This is a genomic window from Microcoleus sp. PH2017_09_SFU_O_A (genome assembly GCF_020738625.1).
In the GTDB taxonomy this organism is placed as follows: domain Bacteria; phylum Cyanobacteriota; class Cyanobacteriia; order Cyanobacteriales; family Microcoleaceae; genus Microcoleus.
Window position 1 is genome coordinate 1 of sequence record NZ_JAEQCF010000025.1, and the last position, 17,883, is coordinate 17,883.

Genomic DNA, 17,883 nt, shown 5'->3' on the forward strand with positions numbered 1-17,883 from the left:
GACGGTATGAAAGGCTAAATATGCCAGTCAGAGAAACCAGTATCGACAAAGCTTGGGAATTTTCAACTTATTTTTTTCATACCCTGATTAAGCAACACCCAAACCAGCCCTCCGAGTCCATCATCCCCGACCGCTTTTGAATAGCGCCAGCCGCTGCAAGTTCTGGTTGAGTTCGATCGTTCTCTAACACGTTACAAATTGTTCCAAAACGCTACATTTCTACAAATCATAAAGCAAACTTCAGGCTTATGCTTAACATTAACCCACTAGAGTAATACCAATTTTTTATGAAGCTGCATAGAATCCGATCCCCCCTAGCCCCCCTTAATAAGGGGGGGACAAGATTCCGCTCAAAGTCCCCCTTCTTAAGGGGGATTTAGGGGGATCAAGATATGTGCAACTTCACATTAAATTGGTATAACAACGCCCTAGTAAGAGCGCCCCACAACAAAACTCAACTGTTTTCACACCAAAAACCATGATAGAAAAAATTTTAGTAGCCGTCGCCGGTCGCGGCTTGTGCGAAGAGATGTTTAATATGTTGATGGACATCCCTTCCTTGCAACAAAGCTCTGTCACCGTTTTGCACGTCGTGCCGCAGCAAGTAACTTCCGATGGCATGGCCGACAAGTTGGAAGAAGGAGGGAAGATTTTAGCACAAGCAGTGCAGTCTTTGAAAATAGATCCCAGCAAAGTCAATCCGCGGCTGAAACAGGGAGACCCGAAAACCACAGTTTGCCAAGTCGCAGAAGAAGAACAATCCGACTTAGTGATTATGGGTTCGCGGGGATTTGGACGGCTGCAATCGATTTTGGAAAACTCAGTCAGTCAGTACGTTTTCCAGCTAACATCGAGACCGATGTTGTTAGTAAAAGACGACATCTACGTCAAAAAAATTAGGCGCGTCATGGTGGCGCTCGACAAGTCAGAATCTGCCAAACAGTCATTGCAGCTTGCGCTATCTTTGGTTAAAGAAGTGAGTGGCGGGCAGATAATTCTAGTACACGTCACCAAAGATTTGACGGGAAAATACACCGAAGATGTGACAGCAAATGCTGAAAAAGACCCCGTATTGGCTGAGGGAGTAGCACTGGCGAAACAAATGGGAGTTAGCTACCGTTGCGTGAGTGCTACAGGTAAGCCCGGTGAAGCAATTTGTCAGATTGCAGAGGAAGTGAATGCAGATTTGTTGGTCATCGGTTCCCCGGATCGGCGGCCAAACGTTGCTAAAAATTTCCTGGATCTCGATCGACTCCTAGGAAATTCCCTATCAGATTACGTGCGAGTCTACGCCAACTGTCCCGTCTTGCTAGCCCGGACGATCGTCAGCTAAACTCTCGACACTAACAGCTAACAAAAAAGCGCCCCAGCAAAAAACTGTTGGCGCTTTTTTTGACAATGCACAAAGCTAGACAAAAATAGCAGAAATTACTAATCTTTTCTGCCTTCGCGACTAGCTGTTTGAATGTACAAAATGATTAGAAAAACACTGGGAACCAATACAAACAGAATGGTTGCCACAAACCCTAGCTGATTAACTTCCATGAAGACCCCCGCCTCTATCGGAAAATATGAAAATACACACAACTAGAATACCACTCAAAGGCAAAAGGGAAACTGGAAGACAGAAGGAGCGCCACAGAGCCGGAGCCTCGAAGCTTGGGAGAGTCTCAGAGCATCCCATTTTCGCAAAAAGGATGTTTTTTTATAGTGCGAGCGTCCCCGCTCGCGTGCTGTGTAAAGCACGCGAGCGGGGACGCTCGCACTACAAATGCTTGCACGTTCGATGCACCCGGAGAGTCCGAGAGCAGGAGAATGTCTGCTTCTTCCCTCGAACCTCTTCCCTCATCGCTCTTTTTACCCGCTCGCGAAGCCTTCTTGCTTCTTGCTTCGCCAACCCCAGCTACGGCTTAGTCTTGACGCTCACCGGGCCGTTGACCATGGTTTGACAAGCCAACCGATAGTTTTCCGGCTTTTTCTTGAGCTTGCGGTTCTCAAAGTCAGTGCGGGGCGACAGATTTTCACTACCCTCGACAATTTCCACAATGCAGGTACCGCATTGACCGATGCCCCCGCAATTCATCATCTTTCCCGAAAACGTGTATAAGTCGATGCGGTTTTCTAGAGCTTTGAATCTCAAATTTGCTCCGTCTGCTGCGATGACTTCCTGATTTTCCTTCACAAACTTGATATTAGCCATTGCCGATCCTTTAACGCAGTTGACACAGAACTCTATTACAAAATATTAACTAATGTGTCGGTTATTAAGAATATTTAGGGCGCAGAAAGTAGAAATTGGTCGTGGGGCAACTCAAAATGCAAAAATCAGGAGCCAGATTTTTGCATTGGTGATTTTGACATGACGCTCGGCGTGCGGGGTCAGAAACTCGGTTTATTCCTAGATTTCACGCCGCCAAACGAATATTTTGCCCAGAAACCGGATTTCTGGGTTTTAGTTTTGAGTTGCCAAATACACGATGCCCAATGCCGTTGGCGGTAAAAGGTCGATCGCCCGAACGAACCCAATCCAACCCAACCCAACCTAACCTCAAGGAGCATCCGAGAGGTTATTAGTGGGAAGATTGCTCACAGCGCGCTGGAGAGACGAAAGCCCCAGGTTGTAGTTGACAATTGCCGACAATCGGTTTCTCTCAGCCCTAGTCAAATCCGTTTCCGCCTGAATCACATCCGTCTGAGTGCCGACGCCAGCTTGAAACCGGAGTCTGGCCAGACGCAAAGCTTCCCTCGACTGCAAAACTCCGGCTTCAGAAGTTTCGATATTCTCAAAACTCGACTCCAAACCAAAATAAGCTTGTTCAACTTCTCGGCGCACCTGGTTGCGGATTTGGTCAAATCGACTTTCGGCGATCGAGATATCGGCATCCCGCTGTTTCACCCTCGCCTTCACCGCGCCCCCGTCGAAGAAATTCCAAGTCAAATTGGCTTGTACCGCATACCCACTCGCCCAGCCGCGAGTTGAAAACGGTCTTGTATCGTCAGTAGTTAGCCCTTGAAAGTTGTAGGAACCAGTGACATTAACTTGAGGTAGCCCCCCCGCCCGAATCGATCGCCTTTGTTGCTGGCTGATATTCCTCTGTACTAACTGCTGTTCCAACTCAGGGCGATTCTTAAAAGCCTGCACGATACTCTCTTCCAAAGACAGCCTCCAGGAGCCAGCTTGCTCCACCGGGTCAGCCGCCGTCAAGTTCGCCGACTGACTGATATTCAAAATCTCAGCCAGCCGCCGCTGGGCCACTCGCTGATCGCGACGGGCCACGGACAGTTGCTGCACTTCGTTGGCCACATTTGACTGAGCCTGCAACACAGCAAAGCGGGTTCCCACCCCGGCGCGTTCCAAAGCTTCCGCATCCCGCAAACTTTGCTGGGCATTTCTCACCGAAGCTTGGCGGATAGCAACTTGTCCGTCGGAGTTTTGCAGGTTGTAGTAAGCCTCAGAAGTGTCGAAGCGGAGTTGCTCGGCTTGGCGTTCCAAATCCAGTTCCCGAAAGCGCAACTGTTCCCTAGCCGCCCGGATATTAGCGGTGCGGCGGCCGAAAATGTCTAGATCGTAGCTCAACTGTAAAGTGTTGTTGAGACCGATCGTGCCGAAATTTTGAAACTCGGGAGAATTTGTCGGGAGTTGGCGACTGGCGGGTAAAGTCTCATTCTGGCGAAGTCGAGTCTGCACCCCAATCTGTCCGCTGGCGCTGACTTGGCGGGTTGCGGCCATTTGAAAAGTCAGATCTGGAAATAAAGCAGCCTGCTGTTCCCGTACGCCCGATCGATTTTGTTCGACTTGTTTCTGGGCGATTTGCAAAACTTGACTGTTGCGGCGGGCCAGATCGATCGCCTGCTGCAAAGTAATTGACTGAATTTCCTCGATTCTGACATCCTCGGGCTTTGTCGGAAACTGTAGCGGATTCGGGTTGGGTGCTAGGGAAGCCGGGGGCTTGGTGTCTAAAATGCCCTTCGGGGTCAGAGGCGGGAAAGTTTCATTCGGAGTGCCGCGGGGAACTGGTGCTGGCAAATTCGGCACCGGAACATTGTTGGGGTTGCTCGGGACAGGTTTCTGCCGATTGTTTGCCGGTGCTGGTTTTGGAGACTGCGCCAAATACTCCTGCTGCTGGGTTGATGGGGCAGCCGGAGCAGCCTGTTGGGGCTTTGATGCTTGGTCTGACTCGGTTGGGAGAGTTGCTGCCGTAGCTTTCCCAGGTTCCTGAGACTCCGAGGTTGGGGGGTTTTGGGCGATCGACTGTTGTGGATCTTCTGATGTTGGTTCTGAGGATGTGTTCGAGGTTGATCGAATATTCTGCGCTAATTCGATCGGATTGCTAAGGGGGGAACCGTCCTGAGATTGAGCCGGAGGCTGTGCTGAAGCACTCTGTCCGGCGTTGCTGAAAGTAATTGCAGCGCCCACTCCGACCACCACGATTTGACGAAAAACACGCATAATTTTTTAATTACTTTGCAATTCTAGAGACAATTTTAGAGCAAGATTGAGGTCTCAAGTTTCTAGTTTGGTTCCTGAACTCGACAGTTGCAAGTCACAATTACCGTACTTGTCTTGCTTGTAAAGGCTTGATTCAAAATTTACAATTGAACTTCAGCAGTTGCCAGACCGATCGCCCCCGAGATTAGTTCCTCTACGCCACTTACCGGCAAAATCCGGGTTTTCAGCGATTTTTCGAGCTGTTCTACGGTCATGTCGTCAAGAAAACGAGGTTCCCCCTGTTTTAGCATAACCGAGGGCAGGAGGATACCATCTCCCAAGTCTTTTCCCTGCAAAGCTTCGAGTAAATCTTGCCCGGTGAGCAAACCCGTAACAGTGATAGTTTGTCCCCAGTAGCGGCTGGACAGTGCCACCATGTTGACAGACAAGCCGGGAATTTGGTTTAGTTGTTGTGCGATCGGCAAAAAAGCCTTTTCAACAGCATTTCCCACCACCCAAACCAACCGGCGCGGCCCAATAACTGGCAGCGGTTGCAGCTTAGCAAAAGCCGTTTCAAACTGCCCAATAAACTGCCGAATCGAACCCACACCGTTACCAATTTGGGGATAATCTTCATAATCCGCCGCCGACGGCAAATCCAAACCCGCGATTAAAAACCACTCATCAGCCAGCCAAATACAGCGCGATTTTGAATTTCCCCTTACCACAGGGAAGTTTAAATCTTCTAAATCTTCTAACTCTTCTCCCCCCCTTAGTAAGGGGGGGCTGGGGGGGGTGAATTTTGAACTTTTTTTATTAGCCTTTTTACCGCCTTTCCCTTGACTCAAAACCGCTTGAATTTTCTGCACTTGCGCGATAACTTCCCGCGCTTTTTCCGCAGTTACAGCAATCAATTCATCTTCAGCAGGACGAAAGCGAGTCAAACCCACCGGCACCACAGCCACCGACGCTACAGCCGGGATATTTCCAGTATGAAACTTTGCCAAATCCAACAAAGTGCGTTCCAAATGTTCGCCATCATTAATCCCCGGACAAACCACAACTTGAGCGTGAATTTGCAAGCGGCGCTCTTGAAACCATTTAACTTGTTCTAAAATCTTCCCAGCCCGAAAATTTTTCAACAAGCGAATTCGCACATCCGGTTCCGTAGCGTGCACGGAAACATAAAGAGGAGAAAGTCGCATTTGTTCGATTCGGTTCCATTCTTTTTCAGTCAGATTGGTGAGAGTCAGATAGCTGCCATAAAGAAAGCTGAGGCGGTAGTCATCATCCTTGAGATATAAAGTTTCGCGCTTTCCCGGAGGCTGCTGGTCGATAAAGCAAAAAGGACAGCGGTTGTTGCACTGAATTAATCCGTCGAAGAGGGCGGTTTCAAATTCCACACCCAAGTCTTCGTCATACTCTTTTTCTATTTCCAACTTGTGAGTTTTGCCTTTAGCATCTAAAACTTCTAGTTCCAGAAATTCATCGGCGCACAGGAATTGATAGTCGATCAAGTCGCGGGGTTTTTGGCCGTTGATGGCGACGATGGAGTCTCCGGCATCAAATCCCATTTCCGCGCAGATGCTGTCGGGGATAACTTTGGTAATTAGGGCTGGTCTGGTTGATAATTCGCTCATAAGTTCGCGATGATTTTTTATATTTAATAAATTATTTTTGACAATTTTTGGGAGATTAGGACTTACGCACGGGTGGCGATCGACAACCAGGTTTTTATCCAAATACTTGCTTGAGGCCCTCTATCTCGGTTGAATATCTCGGTTTATAACCGGGTTTCTTTGTTTGGAGTGCGTCGATAACTATATATTTGAATGTGTAAATATTATTATCACAATTAGCGTGCTTTGTCAACTTTGTTGCCCAGCATCGAGCGTAGTAATTTGTTGGACTTTATATTTTTTTGAGAGTCACGATACCGCTGTCTACAATCTGAATTGTTAGCTCGTAGCCATCCATCAATGACATACCAATAAGTGGATCTGAATCAGCTTCATCAATTGGTATAGTAACTGGCTGACTATCCCAGAGAATAGTTGCTTCATAGATATCAAATATACTCTCACTGCCGTCAGCTAGTATTGCCCGTCCTCGTCTCTGCCAAGGCAATCCTAAAATAACAACCAAATCTGGTGGTAGAGATAGCCAGCCATTAAAACCCGTATCTACAACAGCATCTCGCTCGTATAGTTCACCGTTATTGCTGTAGATGGATATGCGAAGAATTGGTTCATAATCGCCGTTAACTACTCCTGTAATCATTTGGCTTTTTGGATGCGACCGGCACCAAAACGACGCACATAGGTTGAACCAACGCGCACGATCCATATCTGAGCAGTGGGGTACTTTGTTCGGAGTCGGCTACAGGCAACTATCTCGTTACTATCGATCTCCCATGCAGATGTCTCAATATCGATCGCCACAATTTTACCTTTGTTACTCGGCTCAACTTGCGATCGCACTATGCGATCGTATATCTCATCGCCAAGTCGTGCAAACTCTTGCTTGCTATAACGGGGTTTCAGAATAGTCATCGCAGTTCTCTGTGGTTGTCAACTTAATTATACACTTTTAACTTTCAGACGATGTTTACATTTACCAAATCAACTGAATTAGCTTTAATATAATGCTTAATGTTGGGCAACAGCATAAAGCATTATATTTTTTCCATACACTGCCCTGCAATTTGCACGCGAAAAGTTATTCCCGATCGCATTGGCTGCCATCCGAGTTGCATCGCTTGCCGTATCCATTGTGCTACATCAGAGGGTGTTACTGGTATTACTTTGTTGGATCGAAGACAATCTTGAGGGTGAGGTCGATCGGTAATAATAACTAATACCGAACCAGAATTTTCAGCGTGTTCGACAGCAACATGAAGCTTTCCGCAACCGTAGTCTGCTTGCATATTACTAGCTTGTCTGCGGATGAGCCAGATGAAAGGCTCCCCGTCAACAAGGATTTTTCTTGTTCCTTTTTTCGGTATTGACATAGTTTGCTTCAAGCTGGCTTACTTGCGTGATTAAAACGAAAAAACTCAAGCATCTGTTTCTTCAGGAGTTGTGCTGAACCCTTTGATAATTTGACGAATCTCCTCTATCTCAATGTCTTCGCGCTCTGATTTTGAGTAAATGTCCAGTAAAACAATCAGCGTGGTTGATGAAATCCAGTAAATTAGGCGATAACCACCACTCTTACCTTTTTGAGTATCGCTGTTTCTAATCCGCACCTTCATAACTGGGAAGCCAATGTCAGGGATTCTATCTCCCAGAAATTCTCCAACTTGTAATTGTTCAAGCACAGGTTGAATATTGGTTGGAATTTGGCGGTATTTCTTGGCGAGGTTTTTCAGTTTTCGCTGAAATTCAGGTGTGAGACGAATCTCAACAAGGGGAGAATTAGTCAACGTCGATTCCCTCCCACAGTTGAGAAAGGGGTAAGGTTTGTCCGGTTATTGCTTGCTCCCAAGATTGGCGAAAGCTGAGACGTGAAAAATCTGTATCTTCCTCTGTTGTTGCAGCTTGAGTTTCCAGAGAATGGGTGCGTTGAATAATATCGGATAGTGTTTTAAGTAGTTCAAGTTGTTCTGTCAATGACAGTGACTGAGCAAGATCGATCGCTTGTTGAAGTTGTGAAGTCATAGTAAATCCTCCTTGTTTTATTTTACATTAATTTCCCACGATCGCATACCACAAACTCACCATCAAACACAAACTCGCTAAATGCTGCGGCATCAAAGATTTAATCGATCGCTTGGCAATTTTCTGAGTCACAAATATCGTCACCAACAATGACACAATTAAAGTTAGACCTTGCAAGAAACTAATCACCGCCGGATCTCCCACAAAACTCGGCAAATCATCTCTAATTTGTCCGAAAGTCGCAAAAGCTACGGGAATCACTCGCCCGCCTTCCTGCAAACCCAATCGCCAATAGTGAGCCAAACTACCGCCCCAAACTAGAGGTAGATATCCGTAGGCGAGACAGACAAATGAAAGGGGTTTAGTAATTTTAAATGGGAGAGTTTCTGCTTTTCCCAATCGATAAATTGCTTGCATGACTGCATAGGCAAATAACGGAATCATCGGCGGAATAATTAACACCGCGATTGACATTCCTAAATGTGGTAAAAATTGTTCTAAATTGATGCCCAGCCCCAACAAAATATTTATCTCCGGCAAGCGGTGGATATAAATTCCGCCTAATAATAGAAATAATAGTGCAACTTCATAACCGTGGGGAACGTGGGTAGTCCACAATTCAATTCCGGGAGGGCGCAGATTTAATTCTACCGATCGATGCGGACAAGCTTTTAAGCAAGTCATGCACAACACGCAATCTTTATTATCGGTTAATTGCGCGGGATGGGAATAAACCGGACATCCATTAGTAGTTAATCCTTCCCCAAAACCTTCGCCTCCTTTATAGCAATGGTAGGTGCTGCATTCCGCCGCGCAGGTTCCTTGTTGGGCGCGCAGTTCGATAATTGAGAGTTTAGCAAATAATCCATTCATGCCGCCGATCGGGCATAAATAACGGCACCAAAACCGCCTCTCGAATATCAGCGAAAAAATTACCGCGCCCGCCGTAATTAGCAATAACAAACAACTGGATAAATAGGCGGTATTTTCTAAATTCCACAACTCTTCCCACAGAAATATCAAAGTAAACATTCCGAATAGAAACCAGCCGCCCCATTTTTCAGCTAATTGGCGCGGCCATTTATTGAGAGTTCGCGGAAAAATTTTCAGCGAGAGCTTTTGGACGATTTCTCCATAAATCATAAAGGGGCAAAAAGCACACCACAATCGCCCGAGGATAGGGAATAATAATAAAATTAACGGCCACCACCAAGCCCAAAAGATATTTAGGGCAAAATTATGCTGTCGATCTTGGGGAGCAACAAACAGGATAGTTACCACTAATGCAAATACCCAAGTGGTAAACCAATAATTTACGCGATCGGGATACCAATCGCTCCGTAAAAATTGCCGAAATTTGGGATATATCTTGAATAAATTGAGTCGAAATTTTTGTTGCTTCGCCGCCTGCGCCCAAAACACTTCTTCTGTTAATACCTGACTTCCCTGTGCTTGAACTAAAGCGCGATCGACCATTCCCTGCAATTCCTGCAAGTTTCCCGGAAAATCGTAGGCTTGCAAGCGGCGAATTGCTTCCGGCGTGACTTGGGGCTTGACTAATTTCTTTTGGCGACAAAAGATGTTGAGATAATAGTTGACTTGTGCTTCTAAATCTTCTTTACGCACCCGCAATGACGGTACTTTAATCTTGTGTTGCGTTAGCTTATCTAGCTGGGGTTGGACGATTTCTGAGATTAAAATTATTCGGGCATTGCTAGAACGCGGTGGCCGCGGTATTTGTCCTTCTCTGACAACTGGTGTATAGGTTCCCTGGCTTAATAGTTGCTGAATTTGGGGGCTTAATTGAGCGGGTAATTCTTGAACGTCATTTAAAATTAACGTCCCTTCTCCCAACCATTCCAACAACCCTGGCTTACCGCCCAAACGCCCGAATAATTCTGCTCCATTGCTCTGAAGCAAGGCACTTTTGATCTGAATAATTGGCTCGTTGCGGCGACTTGAACCGAAATGAATTAAAGCGGCTAAATTATCTTTTTCTAAACCGGGTTCGCCAGAGATTAATACCGATCGCGCGTCACTCGATGCAGTGCGAATTTGTTGCCGCAATTTTACCGCATAACGGCTATTCCCAATGACTCCCCGTTTCGCCTGCGGTACTAGATAGCTGCGGAGGGCATTTTGACGCTCTTTTTCGTAGGCGATTTCTGCTTCTAACTGCTCTAATTTCGCAGCCAAACGTTGGGCGTAGGCTTCGACAATCTGCGGATATCTTTCTAGTAAATTGCGCCAGCGATCGGCACTAATGACCCAAAATTGACATTCTGTACGAGTAATAATTCTACTATCCGCAGCTTGCGATCGCTGGAGTGCCGATAAATTGACGATCGCCCCCGGTAACAAACTACTCCCCCACATTAAACCCGGTTGTTTGCGGCGGTAGCGATCGGCTTGTCCTCTTTCTAGGATGTAGAGATTGGTGACTGGTGTATCTTCGATTACCACTCGAAATCCCGGGGGAAAAGTTGACATGGACATTTCCAGCGCGATCGCCTGTAAGATATCGCGGGATAATATGCCTAATTCCGTGTTCTCTTCGAGCCAGTTAACTAATGTTTCGGTAGACATCGCTTAGCGCCGGCGAAAGCCGAATCGTGGTAGTTGGTGTAGGATATATCATTGTGCTACATCAATCAATATTAACTGCTGGAACTAGCCTTTTGAGTTTTAGTGTGGTGTGAATTTTTTCTCTTCAGTATAGGCGATCGACACTCCCAGTTCTAATATATTTTTTCTACGCATCCTCGGGCAATCTGCACGTGAAAACGTTTCCCCAGTCGCTGAGGTTGCCATCCTAAAACGATCTCGCAAACTCCACTTGCGGCAGCAATATTTTAATAATTCGCCAATGTTCATCAGCATCATTTCGGTGGCGAAAACGGGAAAAAATCAAGCGTTGCAATTTCGGTCAAAGTCGGTAAATCATCCACCGGTAAAGCTGTTGTTTGTAGTTGTCTCTAAGTTATACTGAGGATTGCAGTCATTTACTGTAGAGCTTGAATAAATGCAGGGCAAATTTTTTCGCAAGCCAGAATCAGATAACAGCGATCGCGTCCCCCCGGGTCAATACCTCGCCAACGGCTTTCCCGTTCTGACTTACGGCGATACACCCTCCGTCAGCATTGAGACTTGGGAATTTAAAGTCTGGGGATTGGCAAAACCAAAAACCTTCACTTGGTCTGACTTCCAGGCCATGCCCCAAAGTAACTTTACTGCGGATTTTCACTGCGTCACCCGCTGGTCAAAACTAGACGTGCAGTGGACGGGAGTCAAAGTCACGGATTTTATGAACAGCATAGAAGTCGATCCTAAAGCCCTCCACGTCCTGGAACACTGCTACGGCGACTACACTACTAATATTGCGATCGCCGACTTCCTCCGAGAAGAAAACTTTTTCGCCCACACCGTCTTCGGCGAACCGCTATCCCCCGATCACGGCGGCCCGATGCGGTTGGTAGTTCCGCACCTCTACGCCTGGAAAAGCGCGAAATGGATTAACGGCCTGGAGTTTACAGAAACCGAACAACTCGGTTTTTGGGAACGCAACGGCTACCACCGCAGGGGCGAACCTTGGGCTGAGGAACGCTACAGCGGTCTTTTTTGATGCGATCTGACGATCTATCGCGAATAGGGCTTGCCAAGCGCATCTATATATGGTATTTTCTGATGGAAATCTGCTTTTTGGCAATTTTCAAAGCAGAAAGCCCCTCTCGATCGCATCTTTGGGATCCATCACGGTGCGGGCTCTGTGTTGTTCAACCACAAGACCTAAACCAAACGATCGCACTTTGTAAGTAATTTACCCGAGCGATCGACTACTTTAATTCCCATACGCGAGTCGGAAACAACAAATATTCCTAGTTTCTGGATTAATAGAAAACTTTTATAACTGTTAGATTCCCAGACAGTGACCCTGCCCAAAAACAGGTACCGTCCCACGTGCACGAGCGTCAGGGTACAAGCCAAAATTTTCTACCCGAGTTCAATCTCCCAGATTCAATCGTGCAACTAAATCTAAAATCTAAAATCTAAAATAGACTGACAGTGTTTGTACCTAAGTGTTGGCTGTTAAAGATTTAGACTTGGAAGAAAATTAAAAATTAGGATAAACTCACCGAAATCTATGTTGGGGGTTAGCGCTCGCATGACCGCGAGTGCAAGGTTTATAGCCCTAATTTTTATAATTTTTGGTGTGTATTTTTAGGGAGCGATCGCCCGCTTACCGATTGGCTCGACAGCATTTATAAAGGTATTGTAAAGGCTTGATAAAGAGTTGGTCAAAATTCACATAAAGTGAAAAAAACAAACACAAACTATCAGATAATGAAATTATTAATTAATTATTGCAACACAAGGAATCAGGTCATGAATACCAAACTCTTATCCGCCCTAACAGCTACCGCAGTCGCCACCGCTTTGTTAGGGGCAGGATCTCCAGCCCAAGCCTTCTCCTTTGGTACCAACGGTATCACCTTCGCCAACAATACAGATGTCAAGTTTAACTTCAAAGAGTCTCACGGTGGCTACACTTCCTCTTTGGGAATTTACAGCGTGGGCTCGGTGACATCTCTAGTTAGCACGCTGTTTTCGGAAACTAAATCCTCTGACAATGGCGACCAGAACGAATGGAAAGGATCTTTGGGCAATACAGTCTTGGGTTCGGGAACAGCAGTATTCACATTCCTGGCAAATCAAGTTTACACTTTGGGACTCAACAGCGGCGATGGCGGCACTGTCTACTCGACCTCGGCATTGAACGCTGGCACCCAACAAGCCGTGTTTGGCGGATCCTCGTTGTGGACAGCGCTCGGCAGAGAAACAACAAACGCTTTCCAAGCTGCTGGAAGCTATACAAATGGAACAGCTTCTCTGTCTAACGGAGGCACTCTGATCTCCTTTGACGATCGCGGTGGCGGTAACGACGCAGACTTCCAAGACTTCACCGTCAGCGCAGAAGCAGTTCCCGAACCGATTACCATGACTGGTTTGGCTCTCGGTTTGGGCGGCTTGGTTGCAGCCCGCCGCCGCCGCGCTAGCAAGACAGTTGGATAATTTTTTGAAACGGAACGATCTGTTCAATTACGTTTGACAAAAAAAGCATAAAATTTTCAGGCGCGCTGATGGGAAATCGGCTCGCCTTTTGCTTGAAGAAAGAAGTCATTAGTCAGTAGTCATCAGGAATAAGGAAGAAAGAAGAAGGAAGAGGGAAGAGGATGTTTCGCAGGGAGAATCTCTGTTTTGCATTTGTAGTGCTGTCCCCACTCGCTTGCTTAGGATCGCAAATTAAATAACTTACAATTTTAATTGTTATTGTGGGATGGGCGTCCCGCCCGTCCAAAAAGCACGGGCGGGACGCCCATCCCACAAACTTGTGGAAGTTATTTAATTCTCATTCCTTATAAAACAATACGGTTGACTTAAGAACAATCTGACTTTCAAGAAATGCCTGTATTGCCTAGAAAATCCTGAGATGACATTCGTCAAAAAGCGTTAAGTCAACCGTATTGGCTTATAAAATACGCGATCGGGGACAGCACTAGAATAAAAAATGCTTTTTGCAAAAATTGAGATGCTCCCATCTCCCCATCTCCCCCTTTCCCTCTCTCCCCCTCTCCCACTCTCCCACTCTGGCAGTAGCTTAGGAATGAGAATTAAATAACTTACAATCTTTATTATTCTTGTGGAATGGGCGTCCCGCCCGTCCTTTCTGGACGGGCGGGACGCCCATTCCACAAACTTGTGTAAATTATTTAATTTGCGATCCTTAATTATGCGTCGCTAGCTGAATTTGACGCAGAGTTGTTCGAGGAGTGTAACTTATACAAATTCACGGGTACGGGTTGAGGAATTTTAATCTCCGCTCGATCGCACGCGGCTAGAATCGCCACCACAGCCCTGGTTTTTGTCCGTCGCACCTGTGAAAAGTTCCGGCAGCGTCCAATAACGGACAATCAGATGCAAAGAACCATCGTTAAGACCTGAAATATCTACTTCTGGGGTTGGTTGCGAAAAAACACCTTCGACTTCAGAAATAGCTTTGACCAAGGTTTCAATTGCCAAGGAAGGTTCGGTATCGTAGTCCAAAATTAAAGGCAAGTCAGTTCGCCTGTGTGGCATGGCAGTGAGTACCCGCACTGAATTGGTAAAGACGATCGCATTCGGCACAATCACTCGCTCTCCCTGATAAGTCATAATTTGAGTTGAACGCATCGAAATCTCTTCGACTGTACCTTCAAAGCCTTCTACAACTATCTGGTCGCCTAATTGAAACGGTTCGTGCAACAGCATCAAGATGCCTGCTAAAAAGTTTTTGAAGATATCTTGGAAGGCAAAACTAACAGCTACTGAACCCAATCCTAACAAACCGATGATGTCTCCGGGACGCAAAGCCGGGAAAGCAATGACGCAGGCGATCGAACTGCCAGCCGCCCAAGTGAGGGCAAAGGCTATCTGCACCAAGAGCGATCGCAAGGATAAACTTTTGACAGTCTGTTGAGTAGCTGCCGAGACTGCGAGGCTAACAAACTTTGCTGCCGTGTTCGTCAGCACAATAACTACCACAGCCGCTGCTATTGAAGGCATTGCCTCGATCGCTTGACCCAGCAGATTTAACAAGCTAGTTTGGATTTGTTGAATTATGGCGCCCATTGTTAAATTTGAACTAAAAATTTTTAGGTAAATATATCGATCGCTGGCTAATTTATTATTTTGCCTGACCCTCGTTTATGCTATATTCAACAGACAATGATATCCGAGATGTCATATGTACTGCTGAGTTCATTCCCCGGAAAAACAGAAAGATGAATTTTGATTTGCAGCAACTGATTAAAACCTTCGGCTATTTGGGAATTTGGGCTATTGTGTTCGCAGAATCCGGATTGCTGTTCGGTTTTTTTCTGCCGGGAGACAGCTTGCTATTTGCTGCGGGAATTGTGGCGTCGGGGCCAAACTCTATGAATATTTGGACGCTAATTTTTGGGTGTTTTGTCTGCGCGGTGGCTGGCGATAATGTGGGCTATGCAACTGGACACCGCTGGGGCCGTCGCTTATTTAACAAGGAAGATTCCTGGCTGTTTAAGAAAGAATATTTAGATAAAACCGAAAACTTCTACGAAAAACACGGCCAAAAAGCAGTTGTACTGGCGAGATTTATGCCAATTGTCCGCACTTTTGCACCGATAGTGGCGGGAGTGGCGGCAATGAAATACAAAACTTTTATGTTTTACAACCTGATCGGCGGGTTTGTGTGGACGGTGGGGCTGACTCTACTCGGTTATTTTTTGGGAAAGATGATTCCTCCGGACAAAGTTGACCAATATTTACTGCCGATTGTTGGTGTAATAATTGTACTTTCTTTTGTGCCTTCAGTTATTCATATAATTCAAGAACGCCGCGCTAATAAAAAAGATTGATGGCGAGGAGTGCGAGACTGGTGTGTGTCAAAAAGGTCGATCGGGCACAATATCTATAAATCGGGGAACTTGCAGCGACCTAGGTTAATCTGGTACAACTAACAAAGTTGAATGATTTCTGGGAAATAACATAAATGGTAGCTACATCCGTCAAAATTAAACACGAAGTCAAAGACTTATCCCTCGCCCCGTTGGGCAAGCAACGTATCGAGTGGGCCGGCCGCGAAATGCCGGTATTGCGTCAAATTCAAGAACGCTTCGCTAAAGAAAAGCCCTTCGCAGGCATCCGTATTTCAGCTTGCTGCCATGTCACCACAGAAACAGCTCATTTGGCGATCGCGCTGAAAATGGGCGGTGCAGACGCTGTACTCATCGCTAGCAACCCCTTGAGCACCCAAGATGACGTAGCAGCTTGCCTAGTTGAAGACTACGGCATTTCCGTCTTCGCCCTGAGAGGAGAAGACGCGGCTACCTACGAACGTCACGTTAACACAGCCCTAGATCACCGTCCAAACATCATCATCGATGACGGCAGCGACGTGGTAGCAGCCCTGATCCAGCACCGCCCCAACCAAATTTCCGACTTGATCGGCACCACCGAAGAAACCACCACAGGCATCGTGCGCCTGCGCGCTATGTTGAAAGACGGTGTGCTGACTTTCCCCGCAATGAACGTCAACGACGCCGACACCAAGCACTTCTTCGACAACCGCTACGGTACCGGTCAATCTACTCTAGACGGCATTATCCGCGCTACCAATATTTTGTTAGCCGGTAAAAATATTGTAGTTGCAGGCTACGGTTGGTGCGGCAAAGGCACGGCACAACGGGCTCGCGGCATGGGCGCTAACGTAATTGTCACCGAAATCGATCCGATTCGGGCGATCGAAGCAGTGATGGACGGTTTCCGCGTGATGCCAATGGACGAAGCAGCCACCGTCGGAGACATTTTCATCACCGTCACCGGCAACAAACACGTCATTCGTGCCGAACATTTCGACACCATGAAAGACGGCGCAATGGTTTGCAATTCCGGTCACTTCGACATCGAAATTGACCTCAAATCCCTCGGTGCAAAAAGCACTGGCGTGAAGACAGTACGTTCTTTCACTCAAGAATACCGTCTCAATAACGGCAAGTCGATTATTGTCTTGGGCGAAGGCCGTTTGATCAACCTAGCCGCCGCCGAAGGACACCCTAGCGCCGTGATGGATATGAGCTTTGCCAACCAAGCTTTAGCCGCCGAACATCTTGTCACAAACAAAGGCAAACTAGAGCCAGGTATTCACTCAATCCCTGTGGAAGTTGACAGAGAAATCGCGCGTCTCAAATTGGAAGCAATGGGTATTTACATTGATACCTTGACTCCCGATCAAATTGAGTACACCAACTCCTGGACTTCGGGCACTTAATCATAGTATTGAGTTGTAGCGGCAATCCCATTGCTGGCAAGTTAATGTTAAACCGATAGTCTTTCTTGTTTGTGTCGAAGTCTAGATCCCCCCTAACCCCCCTTAATAAGGGGGGAACCGGAATCTTCTCAAAGTCCCCCTTCTTAAGGGGGATTTAGGGGGATCTAGACTCAGGTAAAAACGACATTTCTCAGGGCTTTCAGTCTTAAGTTGTCACCAATGGGCAGAGCCTAGGAACGAGCAAACTACTGACTAATGACTACTGACTACTGACTACCTATTACCAATTATTAAATCAAAATGGTTGAATGGATAACTAACACAATGCAGTCGATGGGCTATCTCGGCATTGCACTGTTGATGTTCTTAGAAAATTTGTTCCCGCCGATCCCCTCAGAATTGATCATGCCGCTGGCAGGATTCACCGCATCGAAGGGCGATATGGACTTAACCCTGGCGATCGCAGCAGGGACAATCGGCACCATTCTCGGAGCACTTCCCTGGTACTATGCCGGCAAATTATTGAGCGAAGAACGCTTGAGAAATTTAGCAGACAAATATGGCAAATGGATTACAGTATCCGGTGCAGATATTGACAAATCAAATAGATGGTTTAACAGACACGGCAACAAAGCCGTATTTTTGTGTCGCCTGGTACCGGGAGTTCGCACTCTGATTTCCCTGCCCGCCGGCATCAACAATATGGCTTTAATCCCGTTTTTAGTCTACTCAACAATCGGCACAATTTTGTGGGTGAGTTTCCTCACTTTTGCCGGATATAAATTAGGTGAAAATTATGCACTTGTAGATGATTACCTCGCTCCCGTTTCCAAAATAGTTGCCGTGACTATTGTCATCGGCTTTATTTTGTGGGTTGTGAAAAAGAATATGCAGAAGGAAAAATATCGCAAATAAAGACATCATCAAAAGAATCTGCGTTTATCTGCGTTCAT

The 17,883-nt window shown here is 46.5% G+C and carries 18 protein-coding genes; 6 read left to right on the top strand and 12 right to left on the bottom strand.

Annotated elements, in window-relative coordinates; translation table 11 throughout:
- Positions 1-478: 478 nt before the first annotated feature.
- On the top strand, positions 479-1,333 hold the full coding sequence (locus JGK16_RS11825) for a universal stress protein (RefSeq protein WP_293183883.1): 855 nt from the start codon (positions 479-481) through the stop codon (positions 1,331-1,333).
- 98 nt (positions 1,334-1,431) lie between these two features.
- Here JGK16_RS11825 and psbM read toward each other — a convergent pair whose 3' ends face one another.
- The 11 genes from psbM to JGK16_RS11880 all read right to left on the bottom strand — a co-directional run bounded on the left by psbM (position 1,432) and on the right by JGK16_RS11880 (position 10,674).
- Positions 1,432-1,545: a photosystem II reaction center protein PsbM gene (psbM, locus tag JGK16_RS11830; RefSeq protein WP_096829117.1), complete on the bottom strand. Its 114-nt coding sequence runs from the start codon at positions 1,543-1,545 to the stop codon at positions 1,432-1,434.
- Positions 1,546-1,903: 358 nt separating this feature from the next.
- Positions 1,904-2,200 carry a 2Fe-2S iron-sulfur cluster-binding protein gene (locus tag JGK16_RS11835; RefSeq protein WP_293151570.1) on the bottom strand — a complete coding sequence of 99 codons (297 nt, stop codon included), beginning with the start codon at positions 2,198-2,200 and terminating at the stop codon, positions 1,904-1,906.
- A 205-nt stretch (positions 2,201-2,405) separates the two neighbouring features.
- Positions 2,406-2,531 carry a hypothetical protein gene (locus tag JGK16_RS11840; protein ID WP_293203105.1) on the bottom strand — a complete coding sequence of 42 codons (126 nt, stop codon included), beginning with the start codon at positions 2,529-2,531 and terminating at the stop codon, positions 2,406-2,408.
- A 17-nt stretch (positions 2,532-2,548) separates the two neighbouring features.
- A complete protein-coding gene (locus tag JGK16_RS11845) occupies positions 2,549-4,450 on the bottom strand; it encodes a TolC family protein (RefSeq protein ID WP_293190609.1) in 1,902 nt (633 codons plus the stop codon).
- Between the two features lie 140 nt (positions 4,451-4,590).
- Entirely contained in the window at positions 4,591-6,069 is a 1,479-nt protein-coding gene (locus tag JGK16_RS11850; RefSeq protein WP_293183891.1) for a DUF512 domain-containing protein, read from the bottom strand.
- 271 nt (positions 6,070-6,340) lie between these two features.
- Positions 6,341-6,709, bottom strand: a complete 369-nt coding sequence (locus JGK16_RS11855) for a clan AA aspartic protease (protein ID WP_293183893.1) — start codon at positions 6,707-6,709, stop codon at positions 6,341-6,343.
- On the bottom strand, positions 6,706-6,981 hold the full coding sequence (locus tag JGK16_RS11860; RefSeq protein WP_293183895.1) for a hypothetical protein: 276 nt from the start codon (positions 6,979-6,981) through the stop codon (positions 6,706-6,708). The genes JGK16_RS11855 and JGK16_RS11860 overlap by 4 nt, the downstream gene beginning before the upstream one ends.
- A 122-nt stretch (positions 6,982-7,103) precedes the next feature.
- Positions 7,104-7,439 (bottom strand): hypothetical protein, encoded by a 336-nt coding sequence (locus JGK16_RS11865; protein ID WP_293183897.1) that lies wholly within the window; start codon positions 7,437-7,439, stop codon positions 7,104-7,106.
- Positions 7,440-7,484: 45 nt separating this feature from the next.
- Positions 7,485-7,853 (bottom strand): type II toxin-antitoxin system RelE/ParE family toxin, encoded by a 369-nt coding sequence (locus JGK16_RS11870; RefSeq protein ID WP_293183899.1) that lies wholly within the window; start codon positions 7,851-7,853, stop codon positions 7,485-7,487.
- A complete protein-coding gene (locus tag JGK16_RS11875) occupies positions 7,846-8,088 on the bottom strand; it encodes a hypothetical protein (protein ID WP_293183901.1) in 243 nt (80 codons plus the stop codon). Before JGK16_RS11875 ends, JGK16_RS11870 begins: the two co-directional genes overlap by 8 nt.
- A gap of 27 nt (positions 8,089-8,115) precedes the next feature.
- Complete coding sequence (locus JGK16_RS11880; protein ID WP_293183903.1) at positions 8,116-10,674, bottom strand: sigma 54-interacting transcriptional regulator; 2,559 nt, start codon at positions 10,672-10,674, stop codon at positions 8,116-8,118.
- Between the two features lie 436 nt (positions 10,675-11,110).
- Here JGK16_RS11880 and JGK16_RS11885 point away from each other — a divergent pair, with 436 nt between their 5' ends.
- Both JGK16_RS11885 and JGK16_RS11890 read left to right on the top strand, forming a co-directional pair.
- Positions 11,111-11,710 carry a sulfite oxidase-like oxidoreductase gene (locus tag JGK16_RS11885; protein WP_293190608.1) on the top strand — a complete coding sequence of 200 codons (600 nt, stop codon included), beginning with the start codon at positions 11,111-11,113 and terminating at the stop codon, positions 11,708-11,710.
- Between the two features lie 761 nt (positions 11,711-12,471).
- Positions 12,472-13,158, top strand: coding sequence for a PEP-CTERM sorting domain-containing protein (locus JGK16_RS11890; protein ID WP_293190607.1), 687 nt, complete (start codon positions 12,472-12,474; stop codon positions 13,156-13,158).
- A 798-nt stretch (positions 13,159-13,956) separates the two neighbouring features.
- Here JGK16_RS11890 and JGK16_RS11895 read toward each other — a convergent pair.
- A complete protein-coding gene (locus JGK16_RS11895) occupies positions 13,957-14,754 on the bottom strand; it encodes a mechanosensitive ion channel domain-containing protein (RefSeq protein ID WP_293183911.1) in 798 nt (265 codons plus the stop codon).
- 77 nt (positions 14,755-14,831) lie between these two features.
- On the opposite strand from JGK16_RS11895, the gene JGK16_RS11900 reads away from it, so the two are divergent.
- The 3 genes from JGK16_RS11900 to JGK16_RS11910 all read left to right on the top strand — a co-directional run bounded on the left by JGK16_RS11900 (position 14,832) and on the right by JGK16_RS11910 (position 17,845).
- Positions 14,832-15,518, top strand: a complete 687-nt coding sequence (locus JGK16_RS11900) for a VTT domain-containing protein (RefSeq protein WP_293183914.1) — start codon at positions 14,832-14,834, stop codon at positions 15,516-15,518.
- Positions 15,519-15,652: 134 nt separating this feature from the next.
- Positions 15,653-16,930, top strand: coding sequence for an adenosylhomocysteinase (gene ahcY / locus JGK16_RS11905; protein WP_293183917.1), 1,278 nt, complete (start codon positions 15,653-15,655; stop codon positions 16,928-16,930).
- Positions 16,931-17,230: 300 nt separating this feature from the next.
- A complete protein-coding gene (locus tag JGK16_RS11910) occupies positions 17,231-17,845 on the top strand; it encodes a DedA family protein (protein WP_293183920.1) in 615 nt (204 codons plus the stop codon).
- The last annotated feature ends 38 nt before the right edge of the window (positions 17,846-17,883 follow it).